Source organism: Pseudomonas sp. F007 (assembly GCF_057814275.1).
In genome coordinates, this window is the sequence record NZ_JBVATA010000009.1 from 291297 (window position 1) to 308140 (window position 16844).

General features: G+C 59.6%; 14 protein-coding genes. 3 read left to right on the forward strand and 11 right to left on the reverse strand.

Annotated features, from left to right (window positions below; genetic code table 11):
• Positions 1 to 5: 5 nt before the first annotated feature.
• The 10 genes from ACZYR5_RS23455 to ACZYR5_RS23500 all read right to left on the reverse strand — a co-directional run bounded on the left by ACZYR5_RS23455 (position 6) and on the right by ACZYR5_RS23500 (position 11772).
• Positions 6 to 419 carry an NADH-quinone oxidoreductase subunit A gene (locus tag ACZYR5_RS23455; RefSeq protein ID WP_027616013.1) on the reverse strand — a complete coding sequence of 138 codons (414 nt, stop codon included), beginning with the start codon at positions 417 to 419 and terminating at the stop codon, positions 6 to 8.
• 686 nt (positions 420 to 1105) lie between these two features.
• Complete coding sequence (gene aceA, locus ACZYR5_RS23460; RefSeq protein WP_111287949.1) at positions 1106 to 2431, reverse strand: isocitrate lyase; 1326 nt, start codon at positions 2429 to 2431, stop codon at positions 1106 to 1108.
• Positions 2432 to 2927: 496 nt separating this feature from the next.
• On the reverse strand, positions 2928 to 3665 hold the full coding sequence (locus tag ACZYR5_RS23465) for a secretin N-terminal domain-containing protein (protein WP_489091892.1): 738 nt from the start codon (positions 3663 to 3665) through the stop codon (positions 2928 to 2930).
• 242 nt (positions 3666 to 3907) lie between these two features.
• Positions 3908 to 4333 (reverse strand): GNAT family N-acetyltransferase, encoded by a 426-nt coding sequence (locus tag ACZYR5_RS23470; protein WP_489091683.1) that lies wholly within the window; start codon positions 4331 to 4333, stop codon positions 3908 to 3910.
• Complete coding sequence (locus ACZYR5_RS23475; RefSeq protein ID WP_489091682.1) at positions 4326 to 5495, reverse strand: ribosomal protein uL16 3-hydroxylase; 1170 nt, start codon at positions 5493 to 5495, stop codon at positions 4326 to 4328. Before ACZYR5_RS23475 ends, ACZYR5_RS23470 begins: the two co-directional genes overlap by 8 nt.
• 86 nt (positions 5496 to 5581) lie before the next feature.
• The gene (purB, locus tag ACZYR5_RS23480) at positions 5582 to 6952 is read right to left on the reverse strand and encodes an adenylosuccinate lyase (RefSeq protein ID WP_489091681.1); all 1371 of its coding nucleotides are present in this window, start codon (positions 6950 to 6952) and stop codon (positions 5582 to 5584) included.
• Positions 6953 to 7076: 124 nt separating this feature from the next.
• Positions 7077 to 7700, reverse strand: a complete 624-nt coding sequence (hflD, locus tag ACZYR5_RS23485; protein WP_489091680.1) for a high frequency lysogenization protein HflD — start codon at positions 7698 to 7700, stop codon at positions 7077 to 7079.
• Positions 7697 to 8830 carry a tRNA 2-thiouridine(34) synthase MnmA gene (gene mnmA / locus ACZYR5_RS23490; protein WP_489091679.1) on the reverse strand — a complete coding sequence of 378 codons (1134 nt, stop codon included), beginning with the start codon at positions 8828 to 8830 and terminating at the stop codon, positions 7697 to 7699. Before mnmA ends, hflD begins: the two co-directional genes overlap by 4 nt.
• Before the next feature lie 59 nt (positions 8831 to 8889).
• Positions 8890 to 9336: an NUDIX hydrolase gene (locus ACZYR5_RS23495; protein ID WP_489091678.1), complete on the reverse strand. Its 447-nt coding sequence runs from the start codon at positions 9334 to 9336 to the stop codon at positions 8890 to 8892.
• Between the two features lie 210 nt (positions 9337 to 9546).
• A complete protein-coding gene (locus ACZYR5_RS23500) occupies positions 9547 to 11772 on the reverse strand; it encodes an NADP-dependent isocitrate dehydrogenase (RefSeq protein WP_489091677.1) in 2226 nt (741 codons plus the stop codon).
• A gap of 492 nt (positions 11773 to 12264) precedes the next feature.
• Here ACZYR5_RS23500 and icd point away from each other — a divergent pair, with 492 nt between their 5' ends.
• Positions 12265 to 13521, forward strand: a complete 1257-nt coding sequence (gene icd, locus ACZYR5_RS23505) for an NADP-dependent isocitrate dehydrogenase (RefSeq protein WP_027616022.1) — start codon at positions 12265 to 12267, stop codon at positions 13519 to 13521.
• An 82-nt stretch (positions 13522 to 13603) separates the two neighbouring features.
• On the opposite strand, the gene cspD is transcribed toward icd, so the two are convergent.
• Entirely contained in the window at positions 13604 to 13867 is a 264-nt protein-coding gene (gene cspD / locus ACZYR5_RS23510; RefSeq protein ID WP_489091676.1) for a cold shock domain-containing protein CspD, read from the reverse strand.
• Positions 13868 to 14093: 226 nt separating this feature from the next.
• On the opposite strand from cspD, the gene clpS reads away from it, so the two are divergent.
• Positions 14094 to 14456: an ATP-dependent Clp protease adapter ClpS gene (clpS, locus tag ACZYR5_RS23515; protein WP_489091675.1), complete on the forward strand. Its 363-nt coding sequence runs from the start codon at positions 14094 to 14096 to the stop codon at positions 14454 to 14456.
• A gap of 29 nt (positions 14457 to 14485) precedes the next feature.
• Entirely contained in the window at positions 14486 to 16756 is a 2271-nt protein-coding gene (gene clpA / locus ACZYR5_RS23520; protein WP_489091674.1) for an ATP-dependent Clp protease ATP-binding subunit ClpA, read from the forward strand.
• The last annotated feature ends 88 nt before the right edge of the window (positions 16757 to 16844 follow it).

Here is a 16844-nt window from a genome sequence, read left to right on the forward strand (position 1 = left end):
AAGCCTCATTGTTTCAGCTTCGCCTGCCGCTTACGACGAGCTTCCGGAGCCCAGTCAAGGGCGCCCACTCGAAATAGGTAGACAAGACCTGCCAACAGAATTGCTATGAAAACGAGAGCTTCGACGAATCCGGTCCAGCCGCTTTCGCGGACGGACACAGACCATGCAAAGAGAAAGAGGGCTTCGATATCGAAGATCACGAAGAGCATCGCGACCAGATAGAATTTGGCTGAGAGCCGCAAGCGGGCGCCACCTGTAGGTAGCATGCCGGACTCGAATGGTTCGTTTTTGCTGCGACCCCAGGCTTTTGACCCGAGGAGGGCGGAGACGCCGAGCATGAAGGCGCAGAGGCCAACGACACCCAGAAGGAAAATGGCAAAGCCCCAGTTGTGGGCCATGAGTCCTGTCGCTTCGGGCATGCTGGTAATCCTTAACAGAGAGCAAGGGTCTCTGAGCTTGATAAAGAAATAAAGCAGTGACGATATGTCGCAGCGCAATCAATCCCGCTGATTTTATGGCTAAACGCCCAGCAAGTAAAATTCCTATAGCGAAATTATTTATAGGAATAAGGACATTAGCCACCGCCGGAGCGCTGTGGGCCTTGGTTGGCGGGCATTAGGGCGGATTTCGCCAATTATGTTTTGTTTACAGTGTAACGAACATAATTCCATCTAAATGATAATCAATATTGTTTGGCTTGGTTTTCAAACTGTTTGCCCGTTAAGTGCGCCGGAAGTTGCTTACATGCGTATTACATGTAGGAGCGAGCCTGCTCGCGAAAGCGATGTTTCAGGCGCTATTTTCGCTGGATGTGCCGGCCTCATCGCGAGCAGGCTCGCTCCTACAGGATCACTGTTGTCAGGACGCATGCGCAACCCTGTAGGAGCTGGCTTGCCAGCGAAGAAGTTGATGCGGTGTTGCTGATGGCCTCATCGCGAGCAACGGAACGCCGCCCGGGCCGCTCCCACAGGTTTCGTGGTGATCATAGATGTCAGGCATATGCCAAAAAAAACGCCCCGAACCAGTTGGTCGGGGCGTCAGAGGTGCAGCGCTGCGGTTAGCTGTTCAGTCGGTCCGCAGCGGCCGTTGACTCAAGCGAAGACGATCAGTGGAACTGTTCTTCTTCAGTCGAACCGGTCAGTGCAGTCACCGACGACGAGCCGCCCTGGATCACGGTGGTCATGTCGTCGAAGTAGCCAGTGCCCACTTCCTGCTGGTGCGCCACGAAGGTGTAGCCTTTGGCCGCGTCAGCGAATTCCTGCTCTTGCAGTTTCACGTAGGCAGTCATGTCGTTGCGGGCGTAGTCGTGCGCCAGGTTGAACATGCTGTGCCACATGTTGTGAATGCCGGCCAGGGTGATGAACTGGTGCTTGTAGCCCATGGCGGACAGTTCGCGCTGGAACTTGGCGATGGTCGCGTCGTCCAGGTTTTTCTTCCAGTTGAAGGAAGGCGAGCAGTTGTACGACAGCAGTTGGTCTGGGTATTCCTTTTTGATCGCTTCGGCGAAGCGACGGGCTTCTTCCAGGTCCGGCTTGGCGGTTTCGCACCAGATCAGGTCGGCGTATGGCGCGTAGGCCAGGCCACGGGCAATTGCCTGGTCCAGACCGGCGCGTACCTTGTAGAAGCCTTCCTGGGTGCGCTCGCCAGTCACGAACGGCTGGTCGTACGGGTCGCAGTCGGAGGTCAGCAGGTCAGCCGCGTTAGCGTCGGTACGTGCCAGGATGATGGTCGGGGTGCCAGCAACGTCGGCCGCCAGACGAGCAGCGGTCAGCTTCTGCACGGCTTCCTGGGTTGGAACCAGTACCTTGCCGCCCATGTGGCCGCATTTCTTCACGGAAGCCAGTTGGTCTTCGAAGTGAACGCCGGCGGCGCCTGCTTCGATCATGCTCTTCATCAGCTCGTAAGCGTTCAGTACGCCGCCGAAACCGGCTTCAGCGTCAGCCACGATCGGTGCGAAGTAGTCGATGTAGCCAGCGTCACCCGGGTTCTTGCCGGCTTTCCACTGGATCTGGTCGGCACGACGGAACGAGTTGTTGATGCGCTTGACCACGGTCGGAACCGAGTCAACCGGGTACAGCGATTGGTCTGGGTACATCGACTCGGCGGAGTTGTTGTCCGCAGCCACTTGCCAGCCCGACAGGTAGATCGCCTGGATACCGGCCTTGACCTGTTGTACAGCCTGGCCGCCAGTCAGGGCGCCCATGCAGTTGACGAAATCTTTCTCAGGACGGAAGGCTGGCTTGGCACCCTGGGTGACCAGGTTCCACAGCTTTTCGGCGCCCATTTTTGCAAAGGTGTGCTCAGGTTGAACCGAGCCACGCAGACGGACGACGTCAGCAGCGGAGTAAGTGCGTGTCACGCCTTTCCAGCGCGGGTTTTCAGCCCAGTCTTTTTCGAGGGCTGCAATTTGCTGTTCGCGTGTCAGTGCCATGGAGATAAACCTCGTCGCATAGGTCTTGGGTGGAAAATTCCGTTTGCCAGGTACGCATGTCAAAGGGCGTAAGAGGCTGCTCGCTGACCAGAAGCACAGGTGGTCAAGTCGGGTTCGGCGGGGTGGCGACGGGATGAACGATGGGCTCGAGGGTGGAGGCTGAGCAGGTAAAGGCGTGCTGTCGGGCGCATTCGGGCGTCGTGGGCCTGGTGCGAACATCAGTGGTGTGCCGGGTTACCTAATTACGCTTCCGTCCCTCGGGACAACTTCGTTCCAGTCGGCAACCTCGTCAAACACACCTTGTGGGCGGTACAGACACGAAGCGGCTCGCGGGGTAGGTGCGAACATCGCTTCGAAGGCCCTTGCCAGGGCCTCTGATTAGCGGGAGCGAGGCCATCATGCCTTTGCTTTTTTGTATCGTCAAACGTTTTGTAGTGCTTTTTTTCAGGCACTACATCTTTGGTCTAATACGACTTATCAGTCAGTTTTCGGTGAGTTAGTCCAAAGTCTCGACTTTGACCCTCAAAGTCATGTCTTCCCGGCCCTGAGTCGCGTAGCTGCGGGTCATGGGCTGTTTGTCGGCCTGGGTCTGATGGTTGATGCCGGCCAGGGTGATCCATTCGCCGACCCGGCCGCTGACCGTTGTGTCGGTGCTTTGCACGTTCACTACATCGGGACGTTCCTGGCTCATGCGGTCGCGGTTGGTGCTGATGGCCAGGTGCACGGTGTCACCGGTGAGGCTGGCGGTGACGTAGAAACCTTGGGTGACATTGCGGTATTCGGTCTGGCTGAGCAGGCGGCCGTAGCCGTCGGTCTGGGTGCTGGTGAGGGGGGCGCTCTGGCCGGTCTGGATCAATGCGGGAACGCCTTCGCTCGCCTGGATCTGCTGGGTTCCGCCTTCGCGACTTTCGGTGGAGTAGGTGATGACGCGGGATTGCGGGTCGCCACTGTCCTGCTGATTCTGTTGGCTGGTGTCGACAGTGATCAGCAGACGCTTGGGCGCGGTGTCGAGTTGGCTGATCAGGGTGTTGAGCTCATCGATCTTTTCCTGCGGGGCGTTGACGATCAGCTTATTGCCGTAGGCGCTGACGTCACCGTCCTTGCCGATAAACTTCTGCGCCACGGGCAGCAGGTCGGCGCTGGTGCGGTGGTTGAGAGGCACCACGGCCGTTGCCGCGACGGCAGAAAAGCTCCAGCCGAGCAGAAGTGTGGTGAGCAGGGTGCGTAGGGGCATGTCCATATTCTCCGCCTTGGAAAATCACGATAGTGCCAGTTTGTCGGCTCGCTTAGGGGCAAGTTGAATGCTAGACAGCAAAACGCCCCGGCATTGAAAAATGACGGGGCGTTTTGGGTGTTCTTGAGGGTGCCATCGTCAGCAGGCTCGCTCCTACCCTGGGTCTAGGAATTGCCGCAGATTGCAGCAACACCAGTGATCCCTGTGGGAGCCAGCCTGCTGGCGATGGCCGCGCCGCGGTCTCAGGCCGAGTGCCGCACCATATCGACGTGAGGAATTCCGGCTTCAAGAAACTCCTCGCTGACCACGCGAAAACCCAGGCGCTCATAGAACGCCGTGGCCTGTACCTGGGCGCTGAGCATCTGCTGCTTGAGCCCGCGCTTCTCGGCCTCGCCGATCACCGCTTGCATCAAGGCATCGCCAACCTTCAGCCCGCGCCAATCCTTGAGCACCGACACCCGGCCCACGTGCCCGTCAGGCAGTAGGCGCGCGGTGCCGATCGGAAAGTCGCCCTCAAAGGCGAGGAAATGCACGGCGCTTGCGTCGTCGGCATCCCACTCCAGTTCCGGTGGAACCGATTGCTCGGCGATGAACACCGCTTCACGAATGCGCCGGATCTCAGCGATGTCCTTCTGCCAGTCTGCGACACTTACGTGAATCTTATTCATCGGCAAACCCCAGGCTTCCTTGCTTGACCAGTTCGCACAGCAGGCCGCGGCCATCTTCGTCGCTCAGCCATGGGCCGAGGTTGTCGACATGCAGGGCGTCGGCGGCGCAGATCATTTTCAGCAGTTCGCGCAGCTTGCCCGGCAGGTAACGGCTCTGGCCGCTGGCGAACAGCAGCAGGTCGTCATCGACTTCGGACCAGGCCAGGCGCGCGCTTGGGTTGCGGATCAGCACCGCGCCTTGTTCCAGGGCGCTGAGGAAGTCGTCTTCCTCGATGTCGTCCGGGCCGGCGACCAGTTCCGGGTAGCGCGGTTCGGTCATGAACTGGCCGAACCAGGTCAGCAGCAGGCGCTCGTCGCTCATGTGCTCGGCCAGCAGGCTTTTCAGGCGGCCGAGGGCGTCGTGCTGGATCTGGTGCGGATCGGTGACCGGTTGCGCGTCGGCATCGGTGTAGCGCTCTTCGTCAGTCAGGAACTGGCTGAGGAAGTCGGTGAAGTGGGTCAGCACTTCAGCCGCGCTTGGCGCACGGAAACCGACCGAGTAGGTCAGGCAGTCGTCGACCGCTACGCCGCAGTGGGCCAGGCGCGGTGGCAGGTAGAGCATGTCGCCCGGCTCGAGGACCCACTCATCGGTGGCTTCAAATTCGGCGAGGATGCGAAGGTCGGCGTGTTGCAGCAGCGGGCTCTCGGAGTCGCACATCTGGCCGATTTTCCAGTTGCGCTTGCCATGGCCCTGCAGCAGGAACACGTCGTAGTTGTCGAAGTGCGGGCCGACGCTGCCGCCAGGCGCGGCGAAGCTGATCATTACGTCGTCGACGCGCCAGCTCGGCAGGAAACGGAAGTTTTCCAGCAGTTCGCTGACTTCCGGGACGAACTGGTCAACCGCTTGCACCAGCAGGGTCCACTCGCGCTCAGGCAGTTTGCTGAACTCGTCTTCGGCGAACGGTCCGCGACGCAATTCCCATGGACGCTCGCCGTTCTCGATCACCAGACGTGATTCAACTTCTTCTTCCAGTGCCAGGCCGGCCAGTTCGTCGGCGTCGATCGGGCTTTCGAAATCAGGGAACGCCTGGCGGATCAGCAGTGGTTTCTTCTGCCAGTAGTCGCGCATGAACTCGCGCGCCGTGATACCGCCCAGGAGTTGAAGAGGAATGTCAGGATTCATGTGTAACCTATTGAAAAAAAGCATTTTTCAGACGGGAATAAAAACGCCCGGCGCGGCCGGGCGTCTCAAACGGGTCCAGCGGTCGATCAGATGCGTCTGGCTTGCTCTACAGCGTTGCCGATGTAGTTGGCCGGGGTCAGCTGTTTCAGCTCGGCCTTGGCCTGTGCAGGCATGTCCAGGGCATCGATGAAAGTCTGCAGCGCTTCAGGGCTGATGCCCTTGCCACGGGTCAGTTCTTTGAGCTTTTCGTACGGATTTTCGATGTTGTAGCGACGCATCACGGTCTGGATCGGCTCGGCCAGGACTTCCCAGCAGGCGTCGAGGTCAGCGGCGATTTTCTGCTCGTTGAGTTCCAGCTTGCTGATGCCTTTGAGGCTGGCTTCGTAGGCGATCACGCTGTGGGCGAAGCCGACACCGAGGTTACGCAGTACGGTGGAGTCGGTCAGGTCGCGCTGCCAGCGCGAGATCGGCAATTTGCTCGCCAGGTGCTGGAACAGCGCGTTGGCGATGCCCAGGTTGCCTTCGGAGTTTTCGAAGTCGATCGGGTTGACCTTGTGCGGCATGGTCGAGGAACCGATTTCGCCAGCGATGGTGCGCTGTTTGAAATAACCCAGGGAGATGTAGCCCCAGATGTCGCGGTCGAAGTCGATCAGGATGGTGTTGAAGCGCGCAATGGCGTCGAACAGCTCGGCGATGTAGTCGTGCGGTTCGATCTGTGTGGTGTACGGGTTGAAGCCCAGGCCCAGCTCGTCTTCGATGAAGGCGCGGGCGTTGGCTTCCCAGTCGATCTGCGGGTAGGCCGACAGGTGGGCGTTGTAGTTGCCTACGGCGCCGTTGATCTTGCCCAGCAGTGGCACGGCGGCGACCTGAGCGATCTGGCGCTCCAGGCGGTACACCACGTTGGCCAGCTCTTTGCCCAGGGTGGTCGGCGAAGCCGGTTGGCCGTGGGTGCGCGACAGCATCGGCACGTCGGCGAAGCGGATGGCCAGCTCACGGATGGCGTTGGCAGTCTGGCGCATCAGCGGCAGCATCACTTCATCACGGCCTTCGCGCAGCATCAGGGCGTGGGACAGGTTGTTGATGTCCTCGCTGGTGCAGGCAAAGTGGATGAACTCACTGACGTTGGCCAGTTCCGGCAGCTTGGCTGCTTGCTCTTTGAGCAGGTACTCGATGGCCTTGACGTCGTGGTTGGTGGTGCGCTCGATCTCTTTGACGCGCTCGGCGTGCTCCAGCGAGAAATTCTCGGCCAGTTCGTTGAGAACGGCGTTGGCTTCGGCGGAGAAGGCCGGCACTTCCGGAATGGCAGCGTGGGCGGCCAGGCGCTGGAGCCAGCGCACTTCAACCAGAACGCGAGCACGGATCAGGCCGTATTCGCTGAAAATGGGGCGCAGGGCCTGGGTTTTGCCGGCGTAGCGGCCGTCAACAGGGGAAACCGCAGTGAGCGAAGAGAGCTGCATGGGGTGTTCTCGGACAGTCGGGCAACGAAATGGGGCGCGTATCATACATGAAAAAATCCGCCGGTCCGTTGCCAACTGACCGGCGTATTACGCGTAGTGCAAAGTTCGGTGTGCTTGATGCGAGTTATTCGTTACGCATCAATGGGTAAAGCTCTTTGAGCAATTTGCGTCGGCTGATTACCAGCTGCCAGCGATGGCCGCCCAGTTGTCGCCACAGGCGTGCCGAGCGGATGCCGGCCAGGAGCAGGGCGCGGATTTTCGACGCGTTGCTCGGCTGCTGCAGGTTGCGCATGTCGCCGTGGACCTGAATCCGTTGGCGCAATGTGCTCAAGGTGTCCTGGTACAGCGCGCCACAGGCGGCGACCACGTTTTCGTGGGCTGGGCCGAAGTGTTCGACCTGGGATTGAATCTGCGGCAGGCGCTTGCCGATGATTTCCAGCAGGTCGTCGCGCTTGGCCAACTGACGCTCGAGGCCAAGCATCGACAGGGCGTAGCGCAGTGGCTCGCGCTGCAGGGTGCTGGGATCACGCTCGAGGGCGCCGATCAGTGCGCGATAGCCTTCGCGCAGGTTGATGTCGTCGCCACCGTAGACCTCCAGGGTGTCCTTGGGGTCGCGGATCAGCAGGCTGCCAAGCATGCAGGTCAGGCCGGCTTCGCTGACCTGGCCGGTCTTGGCGATCTTGTCCACCAGCACTGCGGCGAGAAACACGCCGCCCAGGGCCGTCAGTTGCTCCTGGGTCGGGCTCATGGGCGCGAGTCCTTGCTGTGCCAGGGTTCTGCGACTTCGATGACGCCGCCGCCGAGGCAGATTTCGCCGTCGTAGAAGACGACCGATTGGCCTGGCGTGACGGCGCGCTGCGGGTCATCGAAGGTGGCGCGATAGCCACTGGCGGTTTTTTCCAGGGTGCAGGCCTGGTCGCCCTGGCGATAGCGGACCTTGGCGGTCAGGCGGCGTGGCTGGCTCAGGTCGATCGGGTTGACCCAATAGATCTCGGAGGCGAGCAGGGCGCGGGAGAACAGGTACGGGTGATCGTTACCCTGGCCGACGATCAGCTCGTTGTGCTCAAGGTCCTTGATCAATACGTACCACGGTTCGTCACTGGCGTCTTTCAGGCCGCCGATGCCCAGGCCCTGGCGCTGGCCGATGGTGTGGTACATCAGGCCGTGGTGGCGGCCGATCACTTCACCTTCGGTGGTTTTGATTTCGCCGGGCTGGGCCGGCAGGTATTGCTTGAGGAAGTCGCTGAAGCGGCGCTCGCCAATGAAGCAGATACCGGTGGAGTCTTTCTTCTTGGCCGTCGCCAGCTCGTATTTCTCGGCAATTGCGCGAACTTGCGGTTTTTCCAGCTCGCCGACCGGGAACAGGGTCTTGGCGATCTGCTCGCCACCGACGGCGTGGAGGAAGTAGCTCTGGTCCTTGTTCGGGTCCAGGCCCTTGAGCAGTTCGGTGCGGCCGTCGATGTCACGGCGGCGCACGTAGTGACCGGTGGCGATCAGGTCGGCGCCGAGCATCATGGCGTAGTCGAGGAACGCCTTGAACTTGATTTCGCGGTTGCACAGGATGTCCGGGTTCGGCGTGCGACCGGCCTTGTACTCGGCCAGGAAGTGCTCGAACACGTTGTCCCAGTACTCGGCGGCGAAGTTGGCGGTGTGCAGCTTGATGCCGATCTTGTCGCACACGGCCTGGGCGTCGGCCAGGTCATCCATGGCGGTGCAATATTCGGTGCCGTCGTCCTCTTCCCAGTTCTTCATGAACAGGCCTTCCACCTGATAACCCTGCTCGATCAGCAGAAGGGCGGAAACGGAAGAGTCCACGCCGCCGGACATGCCGACAATGACGCGCTTCGATTGGGTGTCAGAAGGAGCTGAATCACGCATGGGAATTAAATGAGTGTCTTGAAAAAGGACGCGATTCTAACAGGCTGGCGCCCGCAAGGCTAAAGAGAAGGACGGATCAGTTCGAGACTGAAGCAATTGCCGGCCAGATAATCGTCGATGCAGCGGATGATCAGCTCGCTGCGCCAGTCATCACGCCGGGCCAGCAACTCGTCACGAGTCAGCCAGACCGCGCCGACGATGCCGTCATCGAGTGAATAGTCGGGGTGATGGCGCAACGCCTTGGCGGTGAAGCAGACCCGCTGGTAGGTCACGCCGTTGCTCGGCGCTGTATACAAGTAGAGGCCGGTGACACCGGTGGCCTCGACGTCCCAGCCGGTTTCTTCGAGGGTTTCGCGGACGGCGGCCTCGGTCAGGGTTTCGTGCGGGTCCAGGTGCCCGGCGGGCTGGTTAAGCACCACGCGCCCGTGCTTGAGTTCTTCGACCATCAGGAAGCGGCCATTGTCTTCGACGATGGTGGCGACGGTGATGTGGGGTTGCCAGGTCATGGGTTTCCTCGACTTGAATGTTGAAAATCGGTCCCTGTAGGAGCTGGCTTGCCAGCGAAGACGGCGGGTCAGTCAATGAAATGTTGAATGATAAATCGCTTTCGCTGGCAAGCCAGCTCCTACAGGGATCTTGTTCGGTGGATCGTTATGTGAAATCCAAAAACACAAACCCCGGCACAGGGCCGGGGTCCGTGATGTTCCCTTACAACCTTACACCAGCGCAGCAATCGCCGCGTTGAGGGTGGTGCTTGGGCGCATGACCTTGCTGATCAGCTCGGGATTGGCGCTGTAGTAGCCGCCGATGTCCGCCGGCTTGCCCTGGACGGCGTTGAGTTCGGCAACGATGGTCGCCTCGTTCTCGGTCAGGGTCTTGGCCAGTGGGCTGAACTGCGCCTGCAGGGCCGTGTCTTCGGTCTGGGCGGCCAGGGCTTGAGCCCAGTACAGCGCCAGGTAGAAGTGGCTGCCGCGGTTGTCGATGTTGCCGACTTTGCGCGATGGCGACTTGTTGTTGTCGAGGAACTGGCCGGTGGCCTGGTCCAGGGTCTTGGCCAGTACCAGCGCCTTCGGGTTGTTGTAGTTGACGCCCAGGTGCTCGAGCGAGGCCGCCAGGGCCAGGAATTCGCCCAGGGAGTCCCAGCGCAGGAAGTTTTCTTCCAGCAGCTGCTGAACGTGCTTCGGCGCCGAACCGCCAGCGCCGGTTTCGAACAGGCCACCGCCATTCATCAGCGGCACGATCGACAGCATTTTGGCACTGGTGCCCAGTTCCATGATCGGGAACAGGTCGGTCAGGTAGTCACGCAGCACGTTGCCGGTCACCGAAATGGTGTCCTTGCCTTCGCGGGTACGTACCAGGGTGTAGTTCATGGCGTCGACTGGCGACATGATCTGGATGTCCAGGCCAGCGGTGTCGTGATCCTTCAGGTACGCCTGAACTTTCTCGATCACCACGCCGTCGTGGGCGCGCATCGGGTCCAGCCAGAAGATCGCCGGGGTGCTGCTGGCGCGAGCACGGTTGACGGCCAGTTTGACCCAATCCTGGATCGGCGCGTCCTTGGTCTGGCACATGCGGAAGATGTCGCCGGCTTCGACCGCTTGCTCCAGCAAGGTACGGCCGTTGCTGTCGGTCACGCGAACCACGCCGTCAGCCTTGATCTGGAAGGTCTTGTCGTGGGAGCCGTACTCTTCGGCTTTTTTCGCCATCAGGCCAACGTTTGGCACGCTGCCCATGGTGGTTGGGTCGAAGGCGCCGTGTTGCTTGCAGTCTTCGATCACCGCCTGGTAGATGGTGGCGTAGCAGCGATCCGGGATCACGGCCTTGGTGTCGTGCAGTTGGCCGTCGGTGCCCCACATTTTGCCGGAGTCGCGGATCATCGCCGGCATCGATGCGTCGACGATCACGTCGCTTGGCACGTGCAGGTTGGTGATGCCTTTGTCGGAGTTGACCATCGCCAGGGCAGGGCGAACAGCGTACACCGCCTGGATGTCAGCTTCGATGGCGGCTTGTTGCTCGGCCGGCAGCGCCTTGATGCGCGCGTACAGGTCGCCGATGCCGTTGTTCAGGTTGAAGCCGATCTGCGCCAGCACGTCAGCGTGCTTGGCCAGGGCGTCTTTATAGAACTCTGCAACGATCTGGCCGAACATGATCGGGTCGGAGACCTTCATCATGGTCGCTTTCAGGTGTACCGACAGCAGCACACCCTTGGCCTTGGCGTCTTCGATTTCGCCGGCGATGAAGCTGCGCAGGGCGTTCTTGCTCATCACGGCGCAATCGAGGATCTCACCGGCTTGCACGGTGGTCTTTGCCTTCAGGACGGTGGCGGTGCCGTCCTGAGCGATCAGTTCGATTTTCACGGCGTCAGCGGCGTCGATCAGGGCAGCTTTTTCGCTGCCGTAGAAATCGCCGGTGCTCATGTGAGCCACGTGAGACTTGGAGTCCTTGGCCCAGGCGCCCATCTTGTGCGGGTGCTTGCGCGCGTAGTTCTTCACCGACAGCGGTGCACGACGATCGGAGTTGCCTTCGCGCAGAACCGGGTTCACCGCGCTGCCCTTGACCTTGTCGTAACGGGCCTTGGCGTCCTTGTCGGCGTCGCTGGTCGGATTTTCCGGGTAGTCCGGCAGTGCATAGCCCTGAGCTTGCAGTTCTTTGATCGCGGCCTGCAGTTGCGGAACCGAAGCACTGATGTTCGGCAGCTTGATGATGTTGGCTTCAGGCGTAACGGCCAGGGCGCCCAGTTCGGCGAGGTGGTCGGCTACGGCTTTGTCACCCAGTTGCTCGGGGAAGCTGGCCAGGATACGCCCTGCGAGGGAAATATCGCGGGTTTCCACGGCGATATCGGCCGAAGCGGTAAAGGCTTCGATGATCGGCAGCAGGGAATAGGTGGCGAGGGCTGGGGCTTCGTCGGTGAAGGTGTAGATGATCTTCGAGCGGGTGGGCATATTCGGATTAACTCTCTTCTTTGCTAGAGCGTACGCAGAAACTCGAGGGGCGCCGGGTAAGCGCGTTCGTTAAAAAGTCGTCCTTGAGCCGAATGTCGAGATTTCTTCGCGGTGATGTTGGGTGCATCAGTCGAGCGTCAAGCGGGTGGGTTGCGATAACAACCCGGCTTTTCGGGCCTAAAGCGTTGTTTTTGAGCGATTGGCCGTCGTGACTCTGTGGTCAGCGGCGGCATTATACATAGGTAGCTAGCAAAACGCCGGTGGTTCATACACCACCTGTCTCGTCCATTGGTCTAAAGGTCGCACCCGGGGCTGCGGCACCGGGTCGCTGAACGTGCTCGATTTTGGCGGTTTTCCCTTTGCTTTCAGGCTTGTAGGCCGCGAACTGTGCCGCTTTGCCAGTATCTGGCTAGAACATGAGGTTCCCGTGCAGATTCAACTGGGGTACGCTCGGACGCAGCCAGATGTTCAATCCACACAACGGAGTTCAGCATGGGATACAAGAAGATTCAGGTTCCAGCAGTCGGCGACAAAATCACCGTCAATGCAGACCATTCTCTCAATGTTCCTAACAACCCGATCATCCCTTTCATTGAAGGCGATGGTATTGGCGTTGATATCAGCCCGGTCATGATCAAGGTTGTCGATGCTGCTGTGAAAAAGGCTTACGGCGGCGACCGCAAGATTTCCTGGATGGAAGTGTATGCCGGGGAAAAAGCCACTCAGGTTTACGATCAGGACACCTGGCTGCCTCAGGAAACCCTGGACGCAGTCAAGGATTACGTGGTTTCCATCAAGGGCCCGCTGACCACCCCGGTCGGTGGCGGTATCCGTTCCCTCAACGTTGCATTGCGCCAGCAGCTGGACCTGTATGTGTGCCTGCGCCCGGTGCGCTGGTTCGAAGGCGTGCCGAGCCCGGTCAAGAAGCCGGGTGATGTCGATATGACCATCTTCCGTGAGAACTCCGAGGACATCTACGCCGGTATCGAGTGGAAAGCCGGCTCGCCGGAAGCCACCAAGGTCATCAAGTTCCTCAAAGAAGAAATGGGTGTGACCAAGATCCGTTTCGACGAAAACTGCGGCATCGGCGTCAAGCCGGTCTCCCTGGAAGGCACCAAGCGTCTGGCGCGCAAGGCCCTGCAGTATGTGGTCGACAATGATCGCGATTCGCTGACCATCGTCCACAAAGGCAACATCATGAAGTTCACCGAAGGTGCCTTCAAGGAATGGGCCTACGAAGTGGCGGCCGAGGAGTTCGGTGCGACCCTGCTCGACGGCGGTCCGTGGATGCAGTTCAAGAACCCGAAAACCGGCAAGAATGTCATCGTCAAGGATGCCATCGCCGACGCCATGCTCCAGCAGATCCTGCTGCGCCCGGCGGAGTACGATGTCATCGCCACCCTCAACCTGAACGGCGACTACCTGTCCGACGCCCTGGCGGCGGAAGTCGGTGGTATCGGTATTGCGCCAGGTGCGAACCTGTCCGACACCGTGGCCATGTTCGAAGCGACCCACGGTACTGCGCCGAAGTATGCCGGCAAGGACCAGGTCAACCCGGGTTCGCTGATTCTCTCGGCTGAAATGATGCTGCGTCACATGGGCTGGACCGAAGCCGCTGACCTGATCATCAAGGGCACCAACGGCGCAATCTCGGCCAAGACCGTGACCTATGACTTCGAGCGTTTGATGGACGGCGCCAAGCTGCTGTCTTCCTCGGCGTTTGGTGATGCGCTGATTTCGCACATGTGAGCTGATCGGCCATGACAAAAAGCCGGCTGACTCAAGTGATTGAGTCAGCCGGCTTTTTTGGCTGTTCGTTATGCGGTCGGGTTCAGGCGGTTACGGATGGCTCTTGTGTAGGGGTGTTGGTGGCTGCCTTTTCAAGAACCGCGGCAATTTTGACAGCGTGCAAGCCCTTGGGGCCCTGGATGATGTCGAAGCTCACAGACTGGCCGGCCTTGAGGGTCTTGTAGCCTTCCATGTCTATCGCTGAGTAGTGAGCAAACAGATCTTCCGATTTGCCCTCTTCATTGATGAATCCGTAACCCTTGGCATTGTTGAACCATTTGACCTTGCCAATCTTGTCGCCTGACATACCCAACTCCCTCTGCAACAGACTCCATCACTGGAGTATCATCCAGTTAATCCTCGTCAAATCCTGTAAATAAGGTTTGACGGCGTGGATCTTTTTTACCCACTGTGGGCTCTATTGGTTGTAACACTGTTTTGCCGATAGTCAAGGCGACCGGACAGTCAGAGTTGAAAAGCTCCGAGGCCGCCCCCACCACTGTATTCAGCTCAACTGACGAACCTTTCTTTCCATGCATGCAATCAGCCAGATTCGACTAACATTCAATCAGGATCGCCCGGATTCACACGAAGACGATTCCGAGGGCATTGCGGTACAGGAAGCGAAGCCCGCATTGCAGGCGCCGCCCATGTACAAGGTGGTTTTGTTCAATGATGACTACACACCGATGGATTTCGTCGTCGAAGTGCTCGAGGTGTTTTTTAACCTGAATCGTGAGCTGGCGACCAAGGTAATGCTGGCCGTTCATACAGAAGGACGGGCAGTATGCGGATTGTTTACCCGGGACATCGCCGAGACCAAGGCCATGCAGGTCAACCAGTACGCCAGGGAAAGCCAGCATCCGCTACTCTGTGAAATCGAGAAGGACGGTTAACGCCGACCACTTGGGTATGAGGTGAAGCTATGTTAAACCGCGAGCTCGAAGTCACCCTCAATCTCGCCTTCAAGGAGGCGCGTTCGAAACGTCATGAGTTCATGACCGTCGAACACCTCCTGTTGGCTCTATTGGATAATGAGGCAGCCGCCACCGTTTTGCGTGCCTGCGGCGCAAACCTCGACAAACTCAAGCACGACCTGCAGGAGTTCATCGACTCCACCACGCCACTGATTCCCGTGCATGACGAGGATCGTGAAACCCAGCCAACCCTGGGCTTCCAGCGTGTACTGCAACGTGCTGTCTTCCATGTGCAGAGCTCGGGCAAACGCGAAGTGACTGGCGCCAACGTGCTGGTCGCGATCTTCAGTGAGCAAGAGAGTCAGGCAGTGTTCCTGCTTAAACAGCAGAGCGTTGCCCGTATCGACGTGGTCAACTACATCGCCCACGGCATTTCCAAAGTGCCGGGCCATGGCGATCATTCCGAAGGCGAACAGGACATGCAGGACGAAGAGGGCGGCGAGTCTTCTTCTTCCAGCAATCCGCTGGATGCCTACGCCAGCAATCTCAACGAGCTGGCGCGCCAGGGGCGTATCGATCCGCTGGTCGGCCGTGAGGTGGAAGTCGAGCGTGTCGCGCAGATCCTCGCGCGCCGGCGCAAGAACAACCCGTTGCTGGTGGGCGAGGCGGGCGTGGGTAAAACCGCGATTGCCGAAGGCCTGGCCAAGCGCATCGTCGACAATCAGGTGCCTGACCTGTTGGCCAACAGCGTGGTCTACTCCCTGGATCTCGGCGCCTTGCTGGCCGGCACCAAATACCGAGGCGATTTCGAGAAGCGCTTCAAGGCGCTGCTCGGCGAGCTGAAAAAACGTCCGCAGGCCATCCTGTTCATCGACGAAATCCACACCATCATCGGTGCGGGTGCTGCGTCCGGTGGCGTCATGGATGCCTCGAACCTGCTCAAGCCCCTATTGTCGTCGGGCGATATCCGCTGCATCGGTTCCACCACCTTCCAGGAGTTCCGTGGGATTTTCGAAAAAGACCGTGCCCTGGCGCGACGTTTCCAGAAAGTCGATGTCTCGGAGCCATCGGTGGAAGACACCATCGGCATTCTGCGCGGCCTGAAGGGGCGTTTCGAGCTGCATCACAACATCGAATACAGTGATGAAGCCCTGCGTGCCGCTGCGGAACTGGCGTCACGCTACATCAATGACCGGCACATGCCGGACAAGGCCATCGATGTGATCGACGAGGCAGGTGCCTACCAGCGCCTGCAACCGGTCGAGAATCGAGTGAAACGCATCGAAGTGCCCCAGGTCGAGGACATCGTCGCGAAAATCGCGCGAATTCCTCCGAAGCACGTCACCAGTTCCGACAAGGAGCTGCTGCGTAACCTGGAGCGTGACTTGAAGCTGACGGTGTTCGGTCAGGACGCGGCGATCGATTCGCTGTCGACTGCGATCAAGTTGTCCCGTGCCGGCCTCAAATCGCCTGACAAGCCTGTCGGTTCGTTCCTGTTTGCCGGGCCTACGGGTGTCGGTAAAACCGAGGCGGCTCGCCAGTTGGCCAAGGCGATGGGTATCGAGCTGGTGCGCTTCGACATGTCTGAGTACATGGAGCGCCACACGGTGTCGCGACTGATCGGTGCCCCTCCGGGCTACGTCGGGTTCGACCAGGGCGGTCTGCTCACCGAAGCGATCACCAAGCAACCGCATTGCGTGCTGCTGCTCGATGAAATCGAAAAGGCGCATCCGGAAGTCTTCAACCTGCTGCTGCAGGTCATGGACCACGGTACGCTCACCGACAACAACGGGCGCAAGGCGGACTTCCGCAATGTGATCCTGATCATGACCACCAACGCCGGTGCCGAGACGGCAGCCCGTGCTTCGATCGGTTTCACTCATCAGGACCACTCGTCCGATGCGATGGAAGTGATCAAGAAGAGCTTCACGCCGGAGTTCCGCAACCGCCTGGACACCATCATCCAGTTTGGTCGCCTCAGCCATGAGGTCATCAAGTCGGTGGTGGACAAGTTCCTCACCGAACTGCAGGCGCAACTGGAAGACAAGCGTGTGCAACTGGAAGTCACCGATGCCGCGCGCAGCTGGCTGGCAGCCGGTGGCTACGACACGGCGATGGGTGCTCGACCCATGGCTCGCCTGATCCAGGACAAGATCAAGCGTCCATTGGCGGAGGAGATTCTGTTTGGCGAGCTGGCCGATCATGGCGGTGTGGTGCACATCGACATCAAGGACGGCGAGCTGACCTTCGACTTCGAGACCACGGCGGAAATGGCCTGAGGTTAGTCGCAACACCACAAAAAGGCGCCTTCGGGCGCCTTTTTGCTTTCTATTGAACTCTGTAGGAGCGAGCTTGCTCGCGATAGCG